The sequence below is a fragment of the Mesorhizobium sp. M6A.T.Cr.TU.016.01.1.1 genome (assembly GCF_003952585.1).
GTDB classification, from domain to species: Bacteria; Pseudomonadota; Alphaproteobacteria; order Rhizobiales; family Rhizobiaceae; genus Mesorhizobium; species Mesorhizobium mediterraneum.
Window position 1 is genome coordinate 5,403,067 of record NZ_CP034452.1, and the last position, 23,231, is coordinate 5,426,297.

At 59.5% G+C, this 23,231-nt stretch carries 23 protein-coding genes; 12 read left to right on the forward strand and 11 right to left on the reverse strand.

Going from position 1 to position 23,231, the window contains the following annotated elements; all coding sequences use genetic code 11:
• Positions 1-11: 11 nt before the first annotated feature.
• From trbK-alt to EJ075_RS26160, 6 genes are read left to right on the forward strand one after another with little or no spacing between them, the layout of a single operon-like run.
• Complete coding sequence (gene trbK-alt, locus EJ075_RS26135) at positions 12-380, forward strand: putative entry exclusion protein TrbK-alt (RefSeq protein ID WP_126106312.1); 369 nt, start codon at positions 12-14, stop codon at positions 378-380.
• On the forward strand, positions 377-1,747 hold the full coding sequence (gene trbL / locus EJ075_RS26140; RefSeq protein WP_126106313.1) for a P-type conjugative transfer protein TrbL: 1,371 nt from the start codon (positions 377-379) through the stop codon (positions 1,745-1,747). The genes trbK-alt and trbL overlap by 4 nt, the downstream gene beginning before the upstream one ends.
• Complete coding sequence (gene trbF, locus EJ075_RS26145; RefSeq protein WP_126106314.1) at positions 1,744-2,430, forward strand: conjugal transfer protein TrbF; 687 nt, start codon at positions 1,744-1,746, stop codon at positions 2,428-2,430. The genes trbL and trbF overlap by 4 nt, the downstream gene beginning before the upstream one ends.
• Positions 2,431-2,477: 47 nt before the next feature.
• Complete coding sequence (gene trbG / locus EJ075_RS26150; RefSeq protein ID WP_206437513.1) at positions 2,478-3,491, forward strand: P-type conjugative transfer protein TrbG; 1,014 nt, start codon at positions 2,478-2,480, stop codon at positions 3,489-3,491.
• Complete coding sequence (locus EJ075_RS26155; RefSeq protein ID WP_126106315.1) at positions 3,488-4,702, forward strand: TrbI/VirB10 family protein; 1,215 nt, start codon at positions 3,488-3,490, stop codon at positions 4,700-4,702. Before trbG ends, EJ075_RS26155 begins: the two co-directional genes overlap by 4 nt.
• The gene (locus EJ075_RS26160; protein ID WP_126106316.1) at positions 4,699-4,926 is read left to right on the forward strand and encodes a DUF2274 domain-containing protein; all 228 of its coding nucleotides are present in this window, start codon (positions 4,699-4,701) and stop codon (positions 4,924-4,926) included. The genes EJ075_RS26155 and EJ075_RS26160 overlap by 4 nt, the downstream gene beginning before the upstream one ends.
• Here the strand turns inward: EJ075_RS26160 and EJ075_RS26165 are convergent.
• The 10 genes from EJ075_RS26165 to EJ075_RS26210 all read right to left on the reverse strand — a co-directional run bounded on the left by EJ075_RS26165 (position 4,918) and on the right by EJ075_RS26210 (position 16,054).
• Positions 4,918-5,328, reverse strand: a complete 411-nt coding sequence (locus EJ075_RS26165; protein WP_126106317.1) for a LysR family transcriptional regulator — start codon at positions 5,326-5,328, stop codon at positions 4,918-4,920. The genes EJ075_RS26160 and EJ075_RS26165 overlap by 9 nt on opposite strands.
• A gap of 112 nt (positions 5,329-5,440) precedes the next feature.
• Positions 5,441-6,169 (reverse strand): acyl-homoserine-lactone synthase, encoded by a 729-nt coding sequence (locus tag EJ075_RS26170; protein ID WP_348627342.1) that lies wholly within the window; start codon positions 6,167-6,169, stop codon positions 5,441-5,443.
• Positions 6,129-6,902 carry a LuxR family transcriptional regulator gene (locus EJ075_RS26175; RefSeq protein WP_126106318.1) on the reverse strand — a complete coding sequence of 258 codons (774 nt, stop codon included), beginning with the start codon at positions 6,900-6,902 and terminating at the stop codon, positions 6,129-6,131. Before EJ075_RS26175 ends, EJ075_RS26170 begins: the two co-directional genes overlap by 41 nt.
• 175 nt (positions 6,903-7,077) lie before the next feature.
• Complete coding sequence (locus EJ075_RS26180) at positions 7,078-8,340, reverse strand: FAD-dependent oxidoreductase (protein WP_126106319.1); 1,263 nt, start codon at positions 8,338-8,340, stop codon at positions 7,078-7,080.
• Between the two features lie 705 nt (positions 8,341-9,045).
• On the reverse strand, positions 9,046-10,536 hold the full coding sequence (locus EJ075_RS26185) for a M81 family metallopeptidase (RefSeq protein ID WP_126106320.1): 1,491 nt from the start codon (positions 10,534-10,536) through the stop codon (positions 9,046-9,048).
• Positions 10,537-10,568: 32 nt separating this feature from the next.
• The gene (locus EJ075_RS26190; protein ID WP_126106321.1) at positions 10,569-11,627 is read right to left on the reverse strand and encodes an ABC transporter ATP-binding protein; all 1,059 of its coding nucleotides are present in this window, start codon (positions 11,625-11,627) and stop codon (positions 10,569-10,571) included.
• Complete coding sequence (locus EJ075_RS26195; RefSeq protein ID WP_126106322.1) at positions 11,624-12,577, reverse strand: ABC transporter ATP-binding protein; 954 nt, start codon at positions 12,575-12,577, stop codon at positions 11,624-11,626. Before EJ075_RS26195 ends, EJ075_RS26190 begins: the two co-directional genes overlap by 4 nt.
• A gap of 1 nt (position 12,578) precedes the next feature.
• The gene (locus tag EJ075_RS26200) at positions 12,579-13,430 is read right to left on the reverse strand and encodes an ABC transporter permease (RefSeq protein WP_126106323.1); all 852 of its coding nucleotides are present in this window, start codon (positions 13,428-13,430) and stop codon (positions 12,579-12,581) included.
• Positions 13,427-14,353 carry an ABC transporter permease gene (locus EJ075_RS26205; RefSeq protein WP_126106324.1) on the reverse strand — a complete coding sequence of 309 codons (927 nt, stop codon included), beginning with the start codon at positions 14,351-14,353 and terminating at the stop codon, positions 13,427-13,429. The genes EJ075_RS26200 and EJ075_RS26205 overlap by 4 nt, the downstream gene beginning before the upstream one ends.
• Before the next feature lie 30 nt (positions 14,354-14,383).
• On the reverse strand, positions 14,384-16,054 hold the full coding sequence (locus EJ075_RS26210) for an ABC transporter substrate-binding protein (RefSeq protein WP_245458021.1): 1,671 nt from the start codon (positions 16,052-16,054) through the stop codon (positions 14,384-14,386).
• A 271-nt stretch (positions 16,055-16,325) separates the two neighbouring features.
• Between EJ075_RS26210 and EJ075_RS26215 the strand changes: the two genes are divergently transcribed.
• The gene (locus tag EJ075_RS26215; RefSeq protein ID WP_281033437.1) at positions 16,326-17,303 is read left to right on the forward strand and encodes an ornithine cyclodeaminase family protein; all 978 of its coding nucleotides are present in this window, start codon (positions 16,326-16,328) and stop codon (positions 17,301-17,303) included.
• A 146-nt stretch (positions 17,304-17,449) separates the two neighbouring features.
• Entirely contained in the window at positions 17,450-17,911 is a 462-nt protein-coding gene (locus EJ075_RS26220; protein ID WP_245458223.1) for a GNAT family N-acetyltransferase, read from the forward strand.
• A gap of 124 nt (positions 17,912-18,035) precedes the next feature.
• On the opposite strand, the gene EJ075_RS26225 is transcribed toward EJ075_RS26220, so the two are convergent.
• Positions 18,036-18,989 carry a LysR family transcriptional regulator gene (locus EJ075_RS26225; protein WP_164547188.1) on the reverse strand — a complete coding sequence of 318 codons (954 nt, stop codon included), beginning with the start codon at positions 18,987-18,989 and terminating at the stop codon, positions 18,036-18,038.
• Between the two features lie 118 nt (positions 18,990-19,107).
• On the opposite strand from EJ075_RS26225, the gene EJ075_RS26230 reads away from it, so the two are divergent.
• The 4 genes from EJ075_RS26230 (at position 19,108) to EJ075_RS26245 (ending at position 23,212) form a co-directional block, all read left to right on the forward strand.
• Positions 19,108-20,262, forward strand: a complete 1,155-nt coding sequence (locus EJ075_RS26230; RefSeq protein ID WP_126106327.1) for an aminotransferase class V-fold PLP-dependent enzyme — start codon at positions 19,108-19,110, stop codon at positions 20,260-20,262.
• Positions 20,263-20,487: 225 nt separating this feature from the next.
• Positions 20,488-21,339 (forward strand): ABC transporter substrate-binding protein, encoded by an 852-nt coding sequence (locus EJ075_RS26235; RefSeq protein WP_126106328.1) that lies wholly within the window; start codon positions 20,488-20,490, stop codon positions 21,337-21,339.
• 119 nt (positions 21,340-21,458) lie between these two features.
• Positions 21,459-22,412, forward strand: coding sequence for an amino acid ABC transporter permease (locus tag EJ075_RS26240; RefSeq protein ID WP_126106329.1), 954 nt, complete (start codon positions 21,459-21,461; stop codon positions 22,410-22,412).
• Positions 22,409-23,212 (forward strand): amino acid ABC transporter ATP-binding protein, encoded by an 804-nt coding sequence (locus EJ075_RS26245; RefSeq protein WP_126106330.1) that lies wholly within the window; start codon positions 22,409-22,411, stop codon positions 23,210-23,212. The genes EJ075_RS26240 and EJ075_RS26245 overlap by 4 nt, the downstream gene beginning before the upstream one ends.
• The last annotated feature ends 19 nt before the right edge of the window (positions 23,213-23,231 follow it).

A 23,231-nucleotide genomic window follows, 5' to 3' on the forward strand; every position in this document is an offset into this window, starting at 1 on the left:
GCGAGAGTCGCATGGATCTCAAGATCGCCGCCCGGATGACAGCCGTTCTCGCCCTTGGCCTCGCCATGATCGTTGCCTTCATGGCCTTGCGCGGCAACGGCTTGCAGGACGCGTCCTCCTCGCGCTCCGCACGTCGGGGCGGCGAGCCGGAAAGGATCGAGCTTGCACGATGCCGGGACATCGGCATGGCTGCGGCCGCGGACGAGGCATGCAGGGAGGTGTGGGCGGAAAACCGCCGACGGTTCCTCGGTCCGACACCGCACGTGTCACCTTATGCGCTTCCCTCGGTGGATAAGGACCAGAGTCGGCTGCTGCCTCTTCAGTCACCCACATTGCCGGGAGCGGAAGACCAACACCGCGCGAAGAAGGTGGCACCATGAACGACACCGGCGTCATCGACCGCTTCCTGGAAACTTTTACCCGCTACATCGATTCCGGCTTCGGCCTGCTCGGCGGCGAGGTCGCGTTCCTCACCTCCACCCTGATTGTTATCGACATCACGCTCGCCGGCCTGTTCTGGGCCTGGGGTGCTGACGAGGATGTGCTGCATCGGCTGGTGAAGAAGACGCTCTATATCGGCTTCTTCGCCTTCATCATTGGCAACTTCAATCGCCTGGCAGGCATCGTCTTCGAAAGCTTTTCCGGGCTTGGCCTGAAGGCCGGAGGATCCGCACTTTCGGGCTCAGCGCTGTTGCAGCCGGGCCGCGTCGCCCAGGTCGGCATCGATGCCGGCAATCCGATCCTCGAGGCCGCGAGCCAGCTGATGGGCTACGTCTCGTTTTTCGAGAATTTTGTCCAGATCGCAGTGCTGATGACCGCCTGGGCGATCGTGCTGATCGCGTTCTTCATTCTGGCCGTCCAGATATTCGTCACGCTCATCGAGTTCAAGCTTACGACGCTTGCCGGCTTCGTGCTGATCCCGTTCTCGCTATTCAGCAGGACTGCTTTCCTCGCCGAGAAAGTCCTTGGCAATATCGTAGCGTCGGGGGTGAAGATACTTGTGCTCGCCGTCATCGTTGGCATCGGCTCGGGCCTCTTCGGCGAGTTCACACAAGGTTTTGGCGCGGAGCAGCCAACGATCACCGATGCGCTGTCGCTCGTCCTCGGTGCCTTGTCATTGATGGGGCTGTCGATCTTCGGTCCCGGCATTGCGACGGGCCTTGTTTCCGGCGCGCCGCAGCTCGGTGCGGGTGCTGCTGTCGGCACCAGCCTTGGAGCCATCGGCCTTGGCGCTGCCGGCGCGATGGGCGCCCGTGCCGGAATGAGCGGCGCAGCGGGCGTGGTCAGTGCTGCTGGGCGCATGTCGGCGGCGGCGGCGCGCGGCGGCGCGCATCTTGCCGGCAGCACCTCGACCGCCTGGGGACTTGCCGCAGCCACATCCGGTCAGAGCGGTGCCGGTTCGATCGCTGCTGGCGTGGCGGGTGTTGCCAAGGCTGGTGCCGGCGCTGCCGTTCAGCCGGTGAAGCAGGCAGTGTCGCGCGCGGCTTCAGCCCTGTCTTCCAGCCACCAGGCTGGCGGCTCGGCCGCATGGACCGCAACGGGTGGAGAGCAGCCAGCAGCATCTGCTGCCTCAGGGCGTCCGTCGACGGCTGAATCCAGTGCCGGATCGCCGCCGGCATGGGCCAACCGCATGAAGCGCAGCCAGACCATGAGCCATGGCGCCAGCATGGCCGCGCATTCCGTCCGCTCCGGCGATCACGGCGGCGGCGCGATGAATGTTTCCCTCAATCAGGACGACCGCCGATGAACCTCTTCAAACGACCTTCCGTTCGTTACGGAACGACGCCTCAGCCGGAGACGCCATATCAACGTGCCGCTCAAGCCTGGGATGACCGCATCGGCGCGGCCCGTGTCCAAGCGAAAAACTGGCGGCTGATGGCCTTCGGCTCGCTCATCCTGGCCGGAGGTTTCGCGTCCGCCTTGGTCTGGCAGTCGACGCGGGGCTCCGTGGTTCCCTGGGTGGTTCAGGTCGACAAGTTCGGCGAGGCGCAGGTGGTCGCTTCGGCCGTTGCCGACTATCGCCCGACCGACCCGCAGATCGCATGGCATCTCGCCCGTTTCATCGAACAGGTGAGAAGCATCTCGGACGATCCAGTCATCGTCCGCCAAAATTGGTTGCGTGCCTACGACTACACGACCGATCGCGGTGCCGTCTCGCTGAACGACTACGCCCGCCTGAACGACCCTTTTGCCAAGGTCGGCAAGATCCAGATCGCGGTCGAAGTCTCCAGCGTCATCCGCGCTTCGCCAGACTCGTTCCGTGTCGCCTGGATCGAGCGCCACTACGACAACGGCAGCTTGGCCAGCACCGAGCGCTGGACCGCCATTCTCACCATCGTCACTCAACAACCCCGCGATGCCGACCGGCTGAAGGTCAATCCACTCGGTATCTATGTCAACGCCATCAACTGGTCGAAGGAACTTTCATGATGTGTGCGGAACCAACACGCAAAACGAGGACACATACCGCGCGCGAAATGATGAAGGTGCGGGTGCTTGCTGTAACACTTCTGTCGGCAACAGCGCTCGCTGGCTGCGCCTCGAAGAAATACATTCCTCCGGAGATCGACTACGACGATGCGGTGCCTGCTGTACAGAAGGCCGATCTGCCCGGTCCAGTGAAGGTTGTGGAGCTGCCGAAACCCCTTCCGCTCCCGGGTCAGCTGAAGCCGGTCGGAATCAGCAGGGCCAAACCCGAGCCGGCCGATCCCAGACAGCGCATCAGCCAGGCGAACGAGGCCGCACGGATGCAGCCGGTCCGCGACGGTTTTATCAACGCGATCCAGCTCTATCCATGGAGCGAAGGCGCGCTCTATCAGATCTACGCCGCACCCGGCCAGGTGACCGACATCGCGCTGCAACCGGGCGAACAGCTCGTCGGCTCCGGGCCTGTCGCCGCCGGTGACACCGCGCGCTGGATCATTGGCGATACGCAGAGCGGGGCAGGGGACCGGCTGCAGGTCCATATCCTCGTCAAGCCGACGCGCACCGATCTTCTGACCAACCTCGTCATCAACAGCGACCGCCGCACCTATCATCTCGAGCTGCGCTCGACGGCAAAGACCTACATGGCCTCGGTGTCGTGGCAGTATCCGCAGGACCAGCTGATCGCATTCCGGCGCCAGAACGTAGAAGCTTCCGCGGCGCAGCCAGTCGCTTCCGGGGTGGACGTCCAGAAACTCAACTTCCGCTATCGCATCGAGGGCGACGCGGCACCGTGGAGGCCACTACGAGCATTCGATGACGGCGCAAAGGTCTATATCGAGTTTCCGTCCGGCATCGGGCAGGGGGAAATGCCGCCACTGTTCGTCATCGGCCCGTCAGGCGGCTCGGAACTCGTCAACTATCGTGCCCGCCAAAACTATTTTGTCGTAGACCGGCTGTTCGCTGCCGCCGAATTGAGGCTGGGCGATAAGGAGTCGGAGCGGCGTGTCAGGATCGTGCGCACCGATGGGAAAAGGCCGCAGCGCGGTGCGGGATTGTTCCGATGAGCGACACCGCAAACGCACCGAACCAGGACATCAGGGCGGAACTGCGCCTTCGCCCCGAGCCAGCCAGGGTCACGCGCCTTTCGCGCAAGGTGCTGATCGGTCTTGGCGGGGTCGCCAGTGTTGCTTTCCTCGGCGCGCTGATCTGGGCGCTCGACACCAGGCGGCGTGGCAATGAACAGCCAGCTGAACTCTTCACCACCGAAAACCGCTCGACTGCCGATGGGCTGCAGACGCTGGCGAAAGACTACGCCGGGGTTCCAAAACTCGGCCCCGCGCTGCCTGGCGATCTCGGCCGGCCGATCCTGCGTGCGCAAGAGCGTGGAAAGCCTATGGCGGTACCGAACGTTGGCGCACCGCGCGCCGATCCGGACGAACAGCGCCGCCTGGCCGAGATCGAGGCGGCGCGCGTGGCAAAACTGTTTGCCGACTCTAATGCGCGCGCAAATCCGCCGCGACAGGATGCCAGTGCAGGAAATACCGCCGCGGACGCCATGTCCGGCTCAGCGCCCCCGCCGGAGCAGCCGAAGCTCGATCCGGGCTCCGCTCAAAACATGCAGGACCGCAAACTCGCCTTCATCAACGCCGAGGCCGACCGACGCACCGTCAGTGGCGAGCGACTCGCCGGGAAGACCTCGCCCTATGTGGTACAGGCCGGCACAATCATCCCGGCCGCGCTCATCACTGGCATTCGTTCCGATCTTCCCGGTCAGATCACCGCTCAGGTCACGGAGAATGTCTATGACAGTCCGACAGGCTCATCCCTGTTGATTCCCCAAGGTGCGAGACTGGTTGGCCAGTACGACAGTCAGGTTGCCTTCGGCCAGTCGCGGGTGCTGCTGGTCTGGAACCGCCTCATCATGCCCGATGGCACTTCGATCGTGCTGGAACGCCAGCAAGGCGCGGACGCGCAAGGTTTTTCCGGGCTGGAAGACGAGGTCGACCATCACTGGGGTCAACTTTTCCGGGCGGCGGCGCTCTCGACCCTGCTCGGCGTCGGGACCTCGCTTGGTTCCCGCGACGGCGAAAGCCACATCGCCAAGGCCATCCGCGAGAGCGCACAGGATTCGGTTTCTAATGTCGGTCAGCAGATGGTGCGCGACCAGCTGAACGTCCAACCGACGCTTACCATCCGGCCCGGTTTCCCGGTCCGCATCATTGTCAATCGCGATCTTTTGCTGGCACCGTATGGCGCACCGAAGGACCCTTCATGACCAAGCTGAAACTCTCCGCCATTCCCGACGATCGACCGGTCAAGATCGCGATCGAACTACCCGCCGCCGTTCACCGCGATCTCGTCGCATATGCCGAAGTGCTCGGCCGTGAGACGGGCCAGAGCATCGCTGATCCAACAAAGCTCATTGCCCCAATGCTGGCTCGCTTCATGATGACTGACAGAGCGTTCAGTCGGGCCCGTCGCAATACCAAGTCAGGGTGAGCGTGCTGCTGCAACACCCTTTGTCTCCACGAGACGGAGGATGACATCCGGCCGGCTCCGAATGAAGTCGACAACTATATCCAAAAGCTCGGTTGCATGCACGGAGGCATCGAAGTCGGCCGCCAAATTGCCGGCTTGTCCTCCGACCATGGCAAGCGTACCGTCGAGTTCTGCCAGCACGCGACGAAGGTTGCCAAGGAGCTTCGCGCCGAGAAGGGTTGGTCGAACACCTGCGGCGTGGCGTTCGAACAGCACCGTTCCAAGCGAGTGCTCAAGGTTACGGACACGCCGGCTCAGAGCGGAATGATGGATTCCCATACGTCGAGAGGCGCCGAGGAAGCTGCCTTCCTCGGCGACGACGAGTGCGCAATCAAGCGTAATAAGTTGGACGCGTCGCCGCATTGCGCCTCCTTCGTCTAGAGACGATCTTGATTCACCGGCTCACGGTTCGAGCCATGAGGCGCCTCGCCACCTGTCGAAATTCCATGGCTGGCACGTGGCCAGTTGGGAAGCTTCAACCGTCGCCAGCGCCGGCCTTCGCGCTCGCCCTCCGCATTTCGTGTAATCTGGCGAGCGTCCGCTGATCAAAGCTCGCGGTCACGGCAACCGTCTCTTCCCCGCCGATATTCCGAGGTACGCCAAGCGGCGTTACTCTGAAATGCAGTTGCACGAGCCGCAGGAGCCAGAGCGGATTCATCTCGATGATGATCGTGTCGATGCCCCTGGCAAGACCCCATTCTACAATGCCGGAAAGGAGCGCGTTCGCCACCGGGCTGAGCATTCTGCCGCGCTCGCGATGTCCGGCCTCGACGCAGTAGCGTGTCCACTCCCAAATATTGGGCGCGACAGGCGGCTCCCCTTCACAGAGATCCGACAGAACTTCGGTAAGGAGGTGCGGTCGGGTCGACGGAAGCATGCGCTGATACCCAACTACGCGACCGTCTTCGACATACAGCATATGGACTGCATCGATGTTGTCGAAGCGGTCGATCTCGCGGCCGTCATCCCGCCAAAGATCTGTCCAGCCCTTCTCCTCCACAAAGACCTTGTGGCGAAGTTGGAAGGCCTGGTCCATTTCAGAGCTATAGCGGTCGGCGTTCTCGTGCGTCACAATGTGTAGCAACTCAGTTTTCTCCATTTTTGGGGTCAACTGACTCTGCTTTGTTTCCGCGCCTTTCAATATCACGCGAATGCGTGAGGCATTAGCTGATGAGCCCAGTTCGCAGGGCTTCGGCAACGGCATGAATCGTGCTCGTTACCCCGAGCTTCTCACGCACCGTTCGCAGGTGCGTATCTGCCGTGTGGCTGCTGATATTCAGCCTTTCGCCGATCTCGTCGACGGTCAGGCCTTCGGATGCCCAATGGAGGACATCGATCTGCCGGCGCGATAGATGGACAAGGTTTTGCTTCTGATTGCCGTCAGCAATGGCGATCGCACAGCCGAGTGCGTAGGCAGCAACAAACTGAAGCGACAGGCGTTCGCCAGGATCGGGATCGAGCTTTTCGCCCGCTATGGAGAAGCCGATCGGGCGACCCTCTACAGTCGAAAGGGCGAGGGTGAGTCCTTCCCGAAGGTTGAATTCATTTGCCTCTTCCATAATGCGGCGGCCGGCAGCACTGACCTTACATAGTACTTCGAGGTCACTCCAGAGGAACGGCGCGCAACCACGGTTTACGAGCTGGATCGTGGGATCCTGATACAGGTATCCGTTTGAGAAGTATCTTTGCGACCATTCATGTGGCCAGATGTCGAGCAACACATATGAAAGTTGGGTCCGCTGTGACGCGTATTGGGGTGGGATTGCTCCGGCAAGAACGTTCGTCACTCCAAGGCGTCTGGTACACGCCAGAACACAGGCGCAAACGCTCTCTCTTGTACGGCATTGCCTGATTTCCTCCAGAAAAACATATGTATCGTCCAGCCGGCGTCGCCAGCTGAGAGAATGTCTATGCGGAGGAAACATACCTCGGCTCATCGCGTTCGATAGCCCTTAGTCACAAGACTATTATATCCCTTTTGGCGGGAATGAGACTGCCGCGCCCAGGGTTGGCTGTCCGCGAACATATAAAGTTGATTGTACTGACTATGGTTTGAAAACAGCTGCTCTCCGGGCTGCCAAGTCTTCAGGTAGTATGCGACACCTTGGTCCACTAACGGTCGAAACGCTCCAAAGCGAAGGGAGCAGGGTCGGTAAACGTGGACTCGCCGGTCATCATCTCAGCGAGCAAACGGCCGGTGACCGGGCCGAGCGTCAGGCCGTGGTGATTGTGGCCGAATGCGAACCAAAGCCCTTTATGTCGTGGTCCCCGGCCGATCACCGGGCGCATATCGGGAAGACATGGCCGCGACCCCATCCAGGGCGTCGGTTCAATGCGGTCTTCGAGCGGAAAGATTTCGCGGGCCCGTGGTTCCGCGCGGTCAAGCTGAACCGGGGTTGGCAAGCTGTCCCGCGGCGCGAATTCGATGCCGGTCGTTAGCCGCATTCCACGCGTCATCGGAGCGAGGAGAAAGCCCCCATCGACATCGACGACAGGGCGGTTGAGAAAACTGTCGCCCTTGGCGCCGAAATGGACGTGATAGCCACGTTTCATCATCAGCGGAATTCTGTATCCAAGTGACTGGAAAACACTGCCGGACCAGGGGCCAAGCGCGACCACGATCTCAGGGGCCTGCACCGACCCCTGGCCCGTGACGACGCTCCATCCGCCCTTTTCCTGCCTAAGCTTACAGGCATCGCCGCGCAGGAACACGCCACCCCGATCGACAAACAGTTTTGCGTAGGCTTTCACGAGGCCACCCGGATCGGCGATCGTCGCGGGATCAAGCCAATGCACTGCGCCGACCAGTACATCGGAAAGATGAGGCTCTCGCCGTACCAGAGCCTTCCTGTCGAGCACCTCAAAGTTCAGGCCGAAATCGTGTAGTGCGGAGGCGGTCTTGCGCGCCCGCGCGAATGTTTTCTCGCTGCGGTAGGACTCGATCCAGCCGGTCTTGCGCAGGTGTGGCAGCACGCCGGCCTCTGCCATCAGCGCTTCATGTTCGATGACCGAGCGCTCGATGAGCGGCAACATATCCGACGCCGCTCGAGCCAGTGGCTTGGGGGCCGATTCGCGCCAGAAGCGCCAGAGCCACGGTGCAATGCGCGGAAGATAAGACCAGTCGAAATGGACGTCAGCGGAGCGGTTCAGCCCGTACCGCAGCAGCGTCGAGAGATCGCGCGGAACACCATAGGGAATGACGCTGGCGCGTTCGATCAGACCGGCGTTCCCGTAACTTGTCTCCTCTCCAGCCTCACGGCGGTCCACCAGGACTACAGACCGTCCGCGTTGCAGCAGGTGAAGCGCGACCGAGACGCCGATAATTCCGGCACCGAAGACGATGGTGTCCGGGTTATGATTTGCTTGCACTGTCATGTTTTGATGATTTCGTCTTGCAACTTGTGCGCTGGAGGTGGCAACGCAACTCGTGCCCAACGCTGAGCAGTCTCGCGCGGGTCGTGTTCAACGATGCAATCAGCCTTGGTTAATTTGATCGAAAAAGAACGTCAAGCGGACCAATGACAGAAAAGCTTCAGATGCCGCCGAAGCCGAGGAATGATGGACAAGCGGGTCCGTTTCGTCGGCGATCCCCGGAAGCCTCGTTTCGGGGCGGAGATGGCTCCCCTGAGAAGATGTAAAGCGGGGTGAATTGCCGCTTGAACCGCTCGCGATATTTGCCCCAGCGCCACCGTCGGCGCGTATTGCCGAGTAAGGCTATCCGGAAAGAGGAAGTGACTGGCTCCAAGGGACGACTGGCTGGACGACAACCGGCGACGCAGCAGTCGCGTCCAACTGACGATTTAGTGGATCACTTCCAGATCATCTCTCCTCTTTGGCGCCAGTGCGTGAGAACACAATTGCCTTCTAAAGCATTGTTACTTCGCGGCAACGTCGAACAACGGCAGCCGCCAAAAATGCGATTCAGCAATCTGTGCGTCGTGACTATTGAGCTCCGACCTAAGCTTCCGCTTAGCTCTTCAAGATGCCGCTATGATTCACGTCTATAGAAAGCCAGATATCCGAGGACGAACGGGTCCCTAAGCGGCTCCTCACTACTGCATCACAGTTGTTTGTCTCCGATCAGATGATCATGTCGCGATCAAGCGGGAAGATTGGTCGGGGAACATTGCCATAGGGCATCCGGGCATAGTCCATCGTGCACAGGGCGCCGCTGTCGCACACGATCACCTTGCCGGCGATGGGCTCGAAGGCAGCCCGGAAATGTTGCATGGACTTCAAGCCGACCACGCGATGACTGGCTGGATCGATTCCAAAGGCCCGAAACTGCTGCAGATCGTACATCTGCGAAGGTTCAGTGACGACCAGGATGGCGATGCCCTCAATCTGAATGACGGCTGTGGGGCCGAAATTGAGCTCAAGGCCGCCCATCATTGGTCCGTCGCCTATCAGTTTCCCGTCGCTGATGTGCACCAACTTGGCTGCGACTTTCAGGGGGCCGCCGCCGAAGCGGGCATCGGTCTTGCCACCCAGCGCAAGCTGAACGGTTTCGCCAACGGCGGAACGATGAAGCTGAAGGGCTGTCTCCGGATCGACGATAGGACCAAAGCAGGCGTCGTGAACGCCTGCATCCAGGAGCGCTTCAAGCAGGTTTGTCGCATCGCCATAGGCGCCGGCTCCAGGGTTGTCGGCGTAGTCGGCGATGATCAACGGCCGGTCATCGTTGTAGGCGCGGGCAATCTCGGCTGCCGCCTCCACCGTATGGAAGGTGTTCAAAACATTGAACCGGTCATCCCAGATCTTGGTAGCGATGCTTTCCGCGAAGGCCTGATGCGAGGCGCAATCGCCGTCATAGGTGACGAGCACGGTCGCCCCGACCTCGGAAATGTCAGCGTAGGGGAAGGCGCCGTTGATGCTGACCGCCAGGGCGCCCGGCATCGTCTCATAGGCGCGTGCCTCGGCGATCCATCCCACCATCGGCCCGATATCGGTGCGCCCGGCATTGGCTTCCTCCAGCATCGGGCGGCGCACGAGAAACGTTTTGGGATCAATCTCGCCAGCCATTGTCCGCTGTAGCAATTCACCGGCATGACGCGCTGTATCGCGCATATCGATATGCGGGTAGGTCTTGAACGAAATGAGTATGTCGGCGTGCTGACACATCTTGGCTGTGACGTTGGCATGGGGGTCGAGAGTGACGGCGATCGGCAAATCTGGACCGACCACGGCCCGCAACCGCTCCAGCAACTCACCCTCGCCATCGGGCGAGAAGTCGGTGACCATGGCGCCATGCAGGCCGAGCATTATACCGTCGAGATCGCCCTTGCGATCCTTGGCTGCCTGGACGATGGCCCCCCCGATGCGGTCGAAGGCGTCGCGCGTGACTGGCCCGGCCGGTTCCGCCCCAGCACTGACAACGTGCTGGATGGTCCAGTGATACTTGCGTCCGATGTCGAGGAAGCCGGCTATTTCGGTGTTGGCCTCGCCGCGGACGCGAACAGCATCCTCGCCAAAACGGATGCCTTCGACGGCGAACGCGTCATAGTCGGTTTTCCGCACGCTGAAGGTGTTGGTCTCGTGGACGAACTCCGCGGTCAGAACACGAAAGGTCATGGCAAGTCTCTCCAAGGAATCATTCTGCTGTTTCAACTGGTCGGATGTAGGTGATTGGCGGCCGGGTCGCCTGGATGTCTCGGGGCATTATCCGCGAAACTCCCGGGCAATGCGCTTCTGGTCCCGCTCTCGTCAGGGTCCCGGGCTAGGGGGTGGTGGCAGGCGGTCTGTTGGCCATTTGCCAGCACCTTCAGGTTTGGCTGTACGCTTCGGCATAGATCCGAGACTCGCGAGCAACGGGCAGCGAAGGCACAGCCGGCGGGCAGATCGTAGCCGCTGGGAATCTCGCCGGCGAGCCGCGTAATGGTACGACGCTGCCGCGGATCGGGCTCGAACGTGCTGTCGAGCAGGGCGCGCGTATAGGGATGCGCGGGCGCTGCGTCGTTTCGCATGATTTCGACAATGCGACCGAGATACATGACAAGGATCTGGTCGCAAAAATAGCGGACCAGGCCGAGATCATGCGAGATGAACAGGTAGGTCAGCCCCAGTTCCTGCCGCAGCCTGTCGAGCAATGCCACGATCTGCGCCTGCACCGACACGTCGAGCGAGGCGGTGGGCTCATCGAGCACGACAAGCGACGGGTTGAGCGCAAGCGCGCGGGCAATGCCGACGCGCTGTTTTTGTCCGCCCGACAGCTGGTGTGGGTAGCTTTTCGCCAGCGCCGGGTTCAAGCCGACAATATCGAGCAACGAAGCAACCGTATCGTCACCGGATTTCGGCTTCACCCCCTGGACCCGGAACGGTTCAAGAAGCGCGTCCCGCACCGAGTAGCGCGGATCGATCGCCGAATAGGGGTCCTGGAAGACCAGTTGCATCCGCTGGCGCAGCCGGCGCAGATCGGCGCGCGACAGGGCGGCCATGTCCACGCCGTCGAAGTGCACCAGCCCCTCGCTCGGCTGGATCAGCCGCAGGACCAGCCGCGCCAGGGTGGATTTGCCACAGCCGGATTCACCGACGATGCCAACGATCTGGCCGCGCGGCACGCTGAAGGAAACATCACTGACGGCGTGAAACACCTTTCGCTTTCGCAGCAGCCCTCCGTCGGAGAAGCGACGGCTCAGGCCTTTTACGGTGAGAAGATCGCTCATGCCGCCTCCGCCAGATGACAAGCCACGCCATTGCCGCACGCCCCGATGCGAAGCACGGGAATCTCAACGCGGCAGCGCTCCGAGGCGAGGGGACAGCGCGGGTTGAACCGGCAACCCGGCGGCAGTGCCATGGCCCCCGGAACCATGCCGGGGATGGCGGTCATCGTGCCCCTCGCCATGTCATGGCGGGGGATGCAGCGGATGAGCGCCTGGGTGTAGGGATGACGGGGCTGCTCGAAGATCGCATTGACATCGGCGAGCTCGACCACCCGCCCGCAATACATGACGGCCACGCGGTCGCAGGTCTGGGCAACGACACTCATGTCGTGGGTGATCAGGATCAGGCCCAGTCCCCGCTGCTTCACCAGATCAGTGAGGATCTGCACGATCTGAGCCTGGACGGTGACATCGAGCGCCGTGGTTGGTTCGTCCGCGACCAGCAGTTCGGGGTCGCCCGCCAATGCCATGGCGATGACGATGCGCTGTTTCATGCCACCGGAGAGCTGGTGCGGATAGAGGGCATAGACCGAGGCAGGGTCGGGGATACGCAAGTCCGCCATCAGTTCCAGGCTTCTTGTCCGTGCCGCGCGCCGGCTCAGTCCCAGATGACGGCGCGCCGCCTGGTCGATCTGCGGTCCGACCCGCATCATCGCGTCAAGCGAGGTCATCGGGTTTTGCGTGATGAGTGCGACGCGCCCGCCGCGCAGCTTACGCAATTCCCGCTCGCGCATGTGCACGAGGTCGCTGCCGTCGAAGCGGATACGGCCGGCCGCTATCTGGCCGCCAACCCGTGGCAACAACCCCATGATGGCTGTCGCGGTCAATGACTTGCCCGAGCCGGATTCGCCGACAACGCCAAGGATTTCGCCCCTATCGACGCTGAGCGTGACATCATCCACCGGCGAGAGCGCACCGAAGCTGATTTGCAACATGTCCACAGCCAGAAGCATCTCAGACCTCCCTGATCTTTGTGCGGACATCGAGCGCGGTGATGACCGTGTCGCCGAACAGGTTCAGAAAAACGACGGTCACGGCCACCGCCAGGCCGGGGGCCAAAAGCACCCAAGGTGCGACAAAGAGCTGAGCCGTGCCGGAACTCATCATCGCACCCCAGCTCGGCGTCGGCGGCTGAGCCCCCAGACCGAAGAATCCCAGCGTCGCCTCGAGGATGATGGCATCGCCGGTCGCCAGCATCGCGGTCACCAGCACCGCCGTCAGGGCGTTGGGCAAGAGATGCGCGAACAGGATATGGGTGTGACCGGCGCCGAGACTGACGGTCGCCTCGACATAGGTCTCGCCCTTGAGGGACATCACCTGTGTTCGAGTCAATCGGGTGAATTGCGCCAGATAGGCGATGGCGATGGCGAGCACGACACCGTACAGGCCGGGCCCGACGATGGCGACCAGCATCAGTGCGATCAGGATCTCGGGAAACGACCAGGTCAGGTCGACCGCGATCATCACCACCCGGTCGAAGGCGCCGCCGAAATAGCCGCAGGCAGCGCCGAGGATCAGGCCGAGGAAAACGGAAATACCGATCGCCGTGACGCTGACGGACAGCGAGGTGCGGGCACCGGTGATGATGCGCGACAGCACGTCGCGACCGAATTCATCGGTGCCGAACCAATGTATCGCCGAAGGCGCATGGTTCATGACCGTCAGATCCTGCTGATCATAGGAGAAGGGCGACAGCCATGGCGCGAGCAGTGCCGCACCGACCAGAAGCAACAGAAACGTGCCGGAAACGCCACCTTTCAGGGTCGTGACCGCGTTTAGGAATGCCAATGCCCGACGGCCCATCATGCCCGTGCCTCGCGCTGGCGCGGATCCATCGCGGCCTGGATGACATCGCCCATCAAGGTGCCGAGGATGACGGCCATCGCCAGCATGAGAAGGCAACCTTGCACCAAGGGATAATCGCGCTGGTTCAGCGCCCTGATCAGCAGCGAGCCCAGGCCAGGCCGGGCGAAGACATATTCGACGGTGACCGTGCCGCCGAGAATCCAGCCGATGCGCAGGCTGAGGATGGTGACGACGGGAACCATGGCGTGGCGCAGCACATGGCGCAGTTGGATGACCAGCGGCGACAGCCCCTTGGCGTGCAGCAGCATCACGAAGTCCTGCCTCGCCGTCTCGACCATGGCGATCCTGGTCACCCGCGCCACCAGCGCGATGCCGCCGAGGCCGGTCGCAAGGACCGGCAGGATGAGCGAGGACCAGCCGCGCGCTCCGGAAATGGGCACCCAACCCAGCCAGACGGCGAAAACCAGGATGAGCAGCAAGCCGAGGAAAAAGCTCGGCACTGTCGAGCCCAGCAGGATGACGCCGGTGATGCCGTCGTCGAGACGCGTGCCCTGAAAGCTGGCGGCAATGACGCCTGCTGCAATGCCGATCAACGCCGAGAACAGCAATGCGGCTGCGCCCAGCTGCAGGCTGTATGGCAGGTTCTGGGCGATCAGCGCGCTAACCGGGCGGCCTTGAACGATGGAGGTTCCAAGGTCACCGGTCAAAAGCCGTCCCATCCACACGAAGTACTGCTCGGCAAGGCCGCGGTCGAGCCCGTATTTGGCGGCAATCTGGATACGCTGCGCCGGGGATGCTCCCGGGCGCAGAAGGTTGTCGATGGGATCACCCGGCACCAGGTGGATGATCAGGAAGACCGCAACAGAAACGACAAAAAAGACAGGGATTAGCAGCACGAGTCGTCTTAACGGGAAGGTTATCATCTAATATTCATCCGCTCGTGTGAAGGATGCTTACTCGACGACCGAAACATCGACGATCGAAAAGGGCGGAAAGAATTTATCCCTGAGTGTCAGGCGCGTGGAATTGTAGGCTACGTTCAATACGGGCTCGTGCAGCGGTACGAAAACGAACTGGCTCAACAAATACTCCTGATATTTCTTGAAGTTCGCCACCCGCTCGTCCCACGTCCTGGATTGGAGCATGGCGACGTCATGCAGCTCCTCGGATCTCGGATCGTTCCACATGGTGGAATTCGGATAGGGAATGTTCTTGGCGCTGTAAAACCAGTCGAGGATGTCAGCGTTGTTCCAGTCGTAGTGGCTCACGGCCAACTGATGCTCGCCTTTCCTGAACTGATCGCGAATCGTGGTGCTGTCAAAGGTGACGATCTCCGCAACCATGCCAAGTGCCTTGAGTTGGGCCTGGACGATCTCGGCTGTTCGCCGGAACGCCGTCTCCGACTGAGTGGACAGTTGGACCTTCAGAGGCTTGCCGTCCTTGGCCCGGACTCCGTCGCTGCCGCGGGCCCAGCCTGCCTTGTCGAGAAGTTCGTTGGCCTTGGCGATGTCGTAACGAATCTCGAATTTAGGATCGACTTTCGACTCTGTGAGCGAACTGATCAGGAACTGGTGCGCTTCCACGCCGACGCCGCTGAAGACACTCTTCAGAATGGCGCCTTGGTCGACTGCCAACGCTGTTGCCTGCCGCACCGTTATGTCGGAGAAGGGCTCCGACTTGCTGTTGAACATCAGATAGGTGACACCAAGTCCAGGCAGACTCTTGACGCCGATATTCGTCTCCGCCCGCAGTTGCGGCAGGAATTCGTCGGGTACTCCGATCACCATGCCGACCCCCCCGGTTTTCAACTCGAGGAAGGCTGTCGAGGCATCGGGAATTTCGCGCAGGGTGAGGCGCTTGATGTAAGGTGCCCCTTTGTTTCCCGACAGGTCGCTGCCCCAGGTGTAGTCTTCATTGGCGACCAGCACGGTTTCCTGGCCGACGGCGAGACTTTCGAGCTTGTAGGGGCCAGTTCCGATCGCCTCGATCACGCCATAGCTGTCGCCCGCTGCATCGTAGGATTTCGGCGACGGGATGCCCATGAATACTGACGACAGATTGTAGATGAGGTTCGGGGCCGCCCGTTTCATCACGAACCGGGCTGTGTACTCATCGGGAGTTTCGACATGGTCTATAGCGTCGACAAGTGTATCATTAACGCCGCCCCTGTACTTGCCAATCCACCAGACAATCGTCGCGGCATTGAATGGTTCGCCGTCATGAAAGCGCACCCCTTGCCGGAGCTTGAAGGTCCAGGTCATGCCGTCGGCGCTAGTTTCCCAGGATTCGGCAAGGTGGGGATGGTAGGCTTGGTCGACGTCCTGTTCGACCAGTCGGTCGTAGATCAGGTAAGCTCCGGCATTCAGCAAGGAAGCGCGAATTGGATCCTGGTTGGGCGCACCGGCCTCCGAGTTGCTGATTACCAGCACGGCTTCGGATTCGGCGGCGCGTGCCGATTGGCTCGCCCCCGGGCCAAGGCCTGCGGCCAGCGTGATGGCTGATGTCGATGCAAGGAATTGGCGTCGATTCATATTCATCCTCCCTATTGTCGCAGTTTTGCCTGCTCGTCGCAGTGCTTGCGATCGCTTTTGCATAGCCAGGAGCTCACCAAGCCAAGTCGGCATGGCGCTTTTTCCCGGCTATGCGGAATTGCCTCCCTTGCTGTGCGTTCGCGGTATGAACGGCGACGCCGCAGCAATGTGTCCGTGTCCACGGTGCAATCAGGCTAGGCCGAGAAAAAAATAACGTCAAGCTATGCAATGACAGAAAAATCACATATGCGTTTGCACTCCGACCTGGAGAGCAAATGCGGAATACGTTCATGATGCGCGGCACCGTAATGGTCCGCGCTACGAATATGTTTGCCCGCAAAAATTGACCATTGGAGGTGCAGCGGTGTTAGGGAATTCCACCAAGATTCTGAACGCGATGGTTACGTTGGACTTGCTACCCTTCGACAGTCTAATTCCTGCCCTACGCGACACGTTCGTTTCCGGTTGCATTACCCCTACAAGACACCACCATTCGATCGAAGTTATAGGAGAGGCGGATGGCACGCTCCTCTTGATGCCAGCATGGACAAAGTCCAACGCGTCGCGCGCCTATGCTGGCGTCAAGTTGGTGAATGTGTTTCCGGGTAACTTCGCGCGTGGGGAGCCAACCGTTAATTCGAATTACATCCTCTATGATGGGAAGACGGGGAGGCAGCTTGCGGTTATTGATGGGGATGCCATCACCGTTCGTAGAACAGTGGCGGTGGTTGCTCTGGCTGCCGACTACCTTGCCAGACCAGACGCAAGCAAACTGTTGATTATCGGAGCAGGGCGGGTCGCCCGCCTACTGGCGGACGCCTATCGAAGTGTTCGCACCATCGATCGGATTGAGATCTGGGACGTAGAACATGCCTATGCTGAGGATCTGGCCGGGAAGCTGGCGATGCGAGGCCTAAATGCTACTGTTGCGGACGATCTCGAAGCGGCGGTCCGGCGCGCGGATATCATTGGCGCCGCGACGCTCGCCACATCTCCCTTGATCAAAGGGGGCTGGCTGACAGACGGCACGCATGTCGATCTGATTGGGGGATTCACGCCAGACATGCGTGAGGCCGACGATGTTGCGATCCGACGAGCTTCAGTTTTCATCGATACGATGGATGCCTTCAGGGAAGCGGGTGATTTAGTGCAACCCTGTGCGACGGGCGCCTTTTCCGAGCAAGCACTGCGCGGCACGCTTGAGAATCTTTGTAGAGGCGATGTCTTGGGTCGACAATCCAACCACGAAATCACCCTTTTCAAGACGGTTGGAACTGCGCTCGCCGACCTTGCTGCGGCGCGCCTTGTCTATGAAAGCGCCTCTGAAGCTTCAGCTTTCTAAGCTTGCTTGTCGCACGAGACAGAACGCTTGAGGTATTGCTGGTGACACAAAGTCTGCTTGCAGAGCCGCTCGGGTTCGCTCGTTACCCTCTTCCGGTTAGCACTGCCTAACCTTCGCATGACGCTGGGAGACCAATCTTGACGACGATGGACCGCAAATTCCACATCACGACTCTTACCGAGCAGCCTCGGTTCAGGCAGACAGTTTCCGACCGTATCTGGAATGCGTGGTGGCGCAATGAGGGACATGAATTCGATGATATCGACCGGCGTGTCCTGCAAAGTCTCGGCCCCGACACCATCCCGACTGCTCTCGTCGCGGCAAATGGTGAGCGGTTTCTTGGGACCGTTTCCTTGATTGACAATGACATGGATGAGCGGCCCGAATACCGCCCGTGGATAGCAGCGCTGTGGGTCGATCCCGAACATCGCCGCAAAGGCGTTGGAGCGGCGCTGGTGAGGGCCGCAGTGAAAATAGCCTTTGAAACCGGAGTCGACACAGTCTATCTCTGCGCTACCCCCGACAACACACCGCTCTACATCTCGTTGGGCTGGCGGCAGATTGAGCAGAATGTAGCTGGTCTTAATATCCTCTCACTATCACGATAGGTAAAAAGCAAGCGGGCTCAGACGTCGACAGCATCCCTCTGGAATGGTTGGCGGGTTCCGGCATCCAATCAAGCCGAGGCATTTCGTATCGTGGGTTGCCGCTATCCGATTTGATTCGCGGCCATCACCGGACAAACGGACTATCAACCCATGCTGCGCTTTTTCGAGATTGCCAAGCGTTGAACAGTTGCTCAACCAGTTCGCGAAGCCAGATAGTAGCGGGATCTGTCGCCATCTGCCGGTGCAGTATCAATGAGATCATTACCGGCGAGATCGGTAACGGAGGTGACGTCAATGTTATCTCGCTTCTGTCGTCAAGCAGCAGCAGGATGCTGTCACCACAATGTGTGATCAGGTCAGTGCCGCGCAGCACCCAGGGAATGACCAGATAATTGGGGATGGTCGCATTGACGATGCGCCGTAAACCTCTCTCCTTCAAGGCTTTGTCGGCCAGGCTTTCAGCTACACCGTCGGCAGAAATCTGCACGTGGGTCGCAGCGAGGTAGGCTTCCAGACTCAAGGGCCGCTTCAGAATGGAACTGCCACTCCATATGGCGCATACGAGCCGGTCCTGACCCAACTCTAACTGAAGCAGATTGGGGTCCTCGGTGTCGAAGCTCCCAATGATCGCGCAATCAAGCTGCCGCGAATGAATTAGCGGACCGACTTCCGCCCTCGTGGAAGGAATGACGTTCAGAGTTGCTAGAGGAGCCTTTTCCGCAAACTGTTTGATTAAGCCCGGTATGAAAATCATCGCATGGTAGTCGATGAGCCCAATACGAAAGTTTCGACGAGTCTCGGCCGGATCGAACCTCTGATGCCGATCGATAGTCGCCCTGATATTGGCCAAGGCATGAGAAATATCCACGGAAAGCTCAATGGCTCGCGGCGTTGGCTTCATTGCCCCCGCATCGCGCGTGAATAGCTCGTCTTTGAACAATAGTCGGAGTTTGCCAAGCGAATGGCTAACCGCAGACTGTGTTCGACCTAACCGATCCGCTGCATGCGTCACGTTCCGCTCGCGCATCAGAACGTCGAACACCCTAAGCAGATTCAGATCAATAGCGTCAAAATTCACTCGACACCTATGAATGAGATTCATTCCGTAGATTAGAACATCGAATTTGCCTCATGCCAATATCGTCCCCTACATTTCTTCGTGTTTTTGACCGCACGAGCGTTTGCGCGAAGGATCCATGATGCAGCTGCGACTGACCGATCAACAGATTGAAGAGGCCCGTGACGACCTGCCGTATGTCAGGCAGGTCATTTATGTCGACAACGCAGCCGTGTCTCCTGTTCCCAAGCGGGTGCAGGCTGCAATGAACCAGCACACGGAATACGTCGTGCAAGACCCGCGGGAAGCAACTGCACTGTCGATCCCGATTTTTGACCATGGGCGTGCAAGGGCGGCCAAACTTGTGGGGTCCAAACCAGACCGAATTGCATACGTTCAGAATACGTCGCATGGCTTGTCGCTGGTGGCCCTTGGCCTGGACTGGCGTGAAGGCGACAACCTAGTTATCCCGGCCCACGAGTTTCCCTCCAACTATCTTTGCTGGTTACAGCTTGAAGCCCAGGGCGTTGAGGTCAGGAAGATCGACGCGGTTGGGGGGCGCCTCCGACCTGAAGACCTCCGGGTTCTCGTCGATGATCGCACACGCCTAGTGGCGGTAAGTCACGTGCAGTTCTACAGCGGCTTCCGCGTAGATCTCCATCGGTTCGGTGAGATTTGCAGCAGGCACAATGCACTGCTCGTGGTGGACGGCACGCAATCCATCGGTGCCCTCACACTGGATGTCTTGGCAGCGAATGTCGACGTGCTGGTCGTAAGCGGACACAAGTGGATGCTGGCACCGCGCGGAATTGGCTTCATCAGCATTTCCGATCGAGCATTCGAACAGATTAGACCTAAAGTACTTGGCTGGCTCAGTGTGAACGAGCCCTTCGCCTTCAATCGGACACTTGATGTCCTTCCAGATGCCCGGCGTTTTGAGGCCGGTACGCCGAATGGGGCGGGGATTTTCGGACTCGTCGAGCGACTTCGGCAGATCGACGAGCTCGGCGCGGCGTCTATCGAACAGCGCGTTCTCGACCTCAATCAGCTTCTCATTGACCTCTGCGATGAAGCCGACTTGGACGTTGCTTTCCGGTTCGAGCGAAATGCTCGGTCGGGGATCTTGTTGGTTCGCAAGCCTGGGGTTCCGTCTGATGTATTGCTCGGCGCCTTAAGCTCAGAACGTATTTACGCCAGCATTAGGAATGGCGCCGTTCGTCTTTCTCCACATTACTACAACACCATCCCAGAGATCGAGCAGATCGTCACGATCCTGGCCAGAGCCGGCCGCTGACGGATGATTTAATCGCAATGCCAGCTAGGGGTTTAAGCCGCGTTTCTTCGTGTCCGTCGCGCGCCCCTGAAGGCCGTTCTTCCACAGCTGGGCCGCTCATCTAAAGCGCAAAAGTTAAATGCGCAGAGTTCATATTTTATATGACTAATATCAATTTGACTAATAGCCAAGCGATGTCACACTCAAAGTCAATATCCGTGGCAACTTGAAAATAAGGGGAATAACATGGTAAAAAGGGCACTGTCCGCGTCTGTCGTGGGCCTTGTGGCCTCCTGTTTCGCGACGGCGGCACTATCCCAAGGCTTGCCAAAGAATGAGGAGGTAAGGGCCACCGGCAAGTTTAAGATATCAAACTCTTTGGCCTATGCTCCATTTGAGTACGTCGACGAGGCGGGTAAGCCTGTCGGTCTCGATATCGAGCTTGCCGACGCCGTTGCCCATGCTTTGGGCGCCGAACTCGAAATCGTCAGAATGCCGTTTGCTTCTCAGATCCCATCGCTCGCTTCGGAGCGGACGAAAGTCGCATGGGCTACGTTCTCGGTCACGCCTGAGCGGCTTAAGCAGGTCGATTTCATCACCTTCTTGAGCGCCGCCACGGTGTTTGTGGTTCCAGCCGAGAACGCCTCCAAGTTCAAATCCAAGGACGATCTGTGTGGAACATCAATCGCCGTGCAAACTGGGTCCGCGGCAGACTTTGCTGCTGATAAGCTCAATGAAGATTGTAAGTCCAGCGGAAGAGCCGAGATCAAGAAGTCCATTTATCCGGAGCAGAAGGACGCGATTCAGGCTGTCTTGACCGAGCGCGTCGTGGGGCGTTTAGATGATTCTACCGCTGCTGGTTATTACGCCAGCGAAAGCAACGGTAAGATGGTCGTGGTCCCGGGCTCGTATTTTCCAACGCCGCTCGGTGTTGCCGTAGCGAAGGGCGATAGCGCGTCTGCGGAAATGATGCGGGCAGTGCTGCAGAAGGTGATGGACGACGGCACATACGAGAAGATCATCGACAAGTTCAATATGGCAACCTCAGCCGTGAGCAAGTCAGAGATCATAACGAGTGCCGACCAGCTTCCCAAATAATCAGCAACAGGCGCGTTGATTGCATCCGAAGGCGATCATCACGCGCGCTTCTCCAGAGAGCCGGAAAAGGCGCGAGCACCTTTCAACCGGAGAATCTGCGTTCTGTAGAGAAACCACCTATGTCAGAGCAAAAGCAAAAAGCGCAACAGAATCTCACTCTTTTGGAGCCGGAAGGCCTCACGGTCGTACCGTTGCGACATCCGATGAGAGTGGTAGCCATCGCCGTGGTGATTACAGGCATGGCCAGCGTCGCGTATTCCGTCTTCACAAATCCGGAATTTCAATGGTCCGTTGTTGGGCACTACATGCTCCATCCGCTTATCTTGAACGGATTGCTGACGACCCTCACGCTCACAATCGTGATCATGATCCTCGCGGTCGCCACGGGAACAGTAATGGCGCTGATGATGCTCTCCCCGAGCAAAATGCTGTCGCTTCCAGCCAATGCTTTCGTTTGGTTCTTCCGCGGAGCGCCTGCCTTGGTTCAGCTGATCCTTTGGTACAATTTGTCACTGGTTTTCAAAAACGTGACGTTGTGGGTTCCCGGGATCGGAACGATTTTTTCCATACCAACCAACGACATCATGACGCCAATTACCGCGGCGATCATTGCGCTCTCCCTACACGAAGCGGGCTACATGGCGGAAATAGTCCGAGGGGGGCTCAAGTCAGTTGCGAAAGGCCAAACTGAGGCCGCTGCCTCTCTCGGGATGAAGCCCGGCCTGCTGACGCGGCGAATCATATTGCCACAAGCGATGCGCATGATTATTCCGCCAACTGGCAACGAAACGATAAATCTTCTGAAGATGACGTCCCTCGTTAGCATCATTGCGGTCGATGATATTCTGTATTCTGCGCAGTCTGTATATGCCAGAACGTTTGAAACGATGCCTCTCCTGTTGGTGGTGGCTATCTGGTACCTGATAATCGTCTCGATAATGTCTATCGGTCAGTACCATCTGGAGTGCTATTTCTCGCGTGACGAGCTCCGCGCAGGTAGAATGCGCAAAAAGGCGATGCGCGACATCGTGGGCAACGTCCTCACACTCCGCAGGAAGGAGATTGTCGCATGACGACGATGGTGTCCCACAAATCCAAGTTTGGCGTCGCCGAAAACGTCATGGTGTACGCGGCTGGCGTTCGCAAATCGTACGGGAATCTGGAGGTCCTGCGGGGCGTCGATCTGCAGGTGCCCGAGGGTTCGGTCGCATGCATCATCGGCCCGTCGGGCTCAGGGAAAAGTACCTTCCTGAGGTGCATTAATCATTTGGAAGAGATCAACGGCGGCCTGCTGCTCGTACACGGCGACTTTGTTGGCTACCGCTTGGAGGGCCGCAAGCTTTACGAATTGCCCGCTGCAGTAATCTGCGAACGCCGGGCTGAGATCGGCATGGTGTTCCAGCAGTTCAATCTATTCCCTCACATGACGGTCCTGGAGAACTTAATCGAAGCGCCGATTAGGGTTCGCGGAGAAGAGCCTGTTGTCGCGAAGAGCCGAGCGCAGGAGCTGCTGGAGCGGGTAGGGTTGGCTGAAAAGCGCGATGCCTTTCCACGCAATCTATCCGGCGGACAGCAGCAACGAGTCGCGATAGCTCGAGCCCTGGCGATGAAGCCAAAGGTTCTGCTTTTCGATGAGCCGACTTCGGCGCTCGATCCAGAACTCGTGGGCGAAGTTTTGGCAGTCATGAAGAACCTTGCTAGCAGCGGCATGACAATGGTGGTCGTGACGCACGAAATCGGCTTCGCGCGTGAGGTTGCCGATCAACTGATCTTCATGGACGGAGGGGTCGTGGTCGAAAGAGGGCATCCTCGGGCAATGATTGCGAACCCTCAATCGCCAAGAACGCGCGAATTCTTAGCCCGGGTACTTTGATCGCAGAGAACTGCAGCAG

Coding starts and splice junctions, on each gene's coding strand:
- trbK-alt (WP_126106312.1), top strand. CDS start 12: ATGGATCTCAAGATCGCCGCCCGGATGACAGCCGTTCTCGCCCTTGGC.
- trbL (WP_126106313.1), top strand. CDS start 377: ATGAACGACACCGGCGTCATCGACCGCTTCCTGGAAACTTTTACCCGC.
- trbF (WP_126106314.1), top strand. CDS start 1,744: ATGAACCTCTTCAAACGACCTTCCGTTCGTTACGGAACGACGCCTCAG.
- trbG (WP_206437513.1), top strand. CDS start 2,478: ATGATGAAGGTGCGGGTGCTTGCTGTAACACTTCTGTCGGCAACAGCG.
- EJ075_RS26155 (WP_126106315.1), top strand. CDS start 3,488: ATGAGCGACACCGCAAACGCACCGAACCAGGACATCAGGGCGGAACTG.
- EJ075_RS26160 (WP_126106316.1), top strand. CDS start 4,699: ATGACCAAGCTGAAACTCTCCGCCATTCCCGACGATCGACCGGTCAAG.
- EJ075_RS26165 (WP_126106317.1), bottom strand. CDS start 5,328: ATGCGGCGACGCGTCCAACTTATTACGCTTGATTGCGCACTCGTCGTC.
- EJ075_RS26170 (WP_348627342.1), bottom strand. CDS start 6,169: ATGCCGTTGCCGAAGCCCTGCGAACTGGGCTCATCAGCTAATGCCTCA.
- EJ075_RS26175 (WP_126106318.1), bottom strand. CDS start 6,902: ATGAGCCGAGGTATGTTTCCTCCGCATAGACATTCTCTCAGCTGGCGA.
- EJ075_RS26180 (WP_126106319.1), bottom strand. CDS start 8,340: ATGACAGTGCAAGCAAATCATAACCCGGACACCATCGTCTTCGGTGCC.
- EJ075_RS26185 (WP_126106320.1), bottom strand. CDS start 10,536: ATGACCTTTCGTGTTCTGACCGCGGAGTTCGTCCACGAGACCAACACC.
- EJ075_RS26190 (WP_126106321.1), bottom strand. CDS start 11,627: ATGAGCGATCTTCTCACCGTAAAAGGCCTGAGCCGTCGCTTCTCCGAC.
- EJ075_RS26195 (WP_126106322.1), bottom strand. CDS start 12,577: ATGCTTCTGGCTGTGGACATGTTGCAAATCAGCTTCGGTGCGCTCTCG.
- EJ075_RS26200 (WP_126106323.1), bottom strand. CDS start 13,430: ATGATGGGCCGTCGGGCATTGGCATTCCTAAACGCGGTCACGACCCTG.
- EJ075_RS26205 (WP_126106324.1), bottom strand. CDS start 14,353: ATGATAACCTTCCCGTTAAGACGACTCGTGCTGCTAATCCCTGTCTTT.
- EJ075_RS26210 (WP_245458021.1), bottom strand. CDS start 16,054: ATGCCGACTTGGCTTGGTGAGCTCCTGGCTATGCAAAAGCGATCGCAA.
- EJ075_RS26220 (WP_245458223.1), top strand. CDS start 17,450: ATGGACCGCAAATTCCACATCACGACTCTTACCGAGCAGCCTCGGTTC.
- EJ075_RS26230 (WP_126106327.1), top strand. CDS start 19,108: ATGATGCAGCTGCGACTGACCGATCAACAGATTGAAGAGGCCCGTGAC.
- EJ075_RS26235 (WP_126106328.1), top strand. CDS start 20,488: ATGGTAAAAAGGGCACTGTCCGCGTCTGTCGTGGGCCTTGTGGCCTCC.
- EJ075_RS26240 (WP_126106329.1), top strand. CDS start 21,459: ATGTCAGAGCAAAAGCAAAAAGCGCAACAGAATCTCACTCTTTTGGAG.
- EJ075_RS26245 (WP_126106330.1), top strand. CDS start 22,409: ATGACGACGATGGTGTCCCACAAATCCAAGTTTGGCGTCGCCGAAAAC.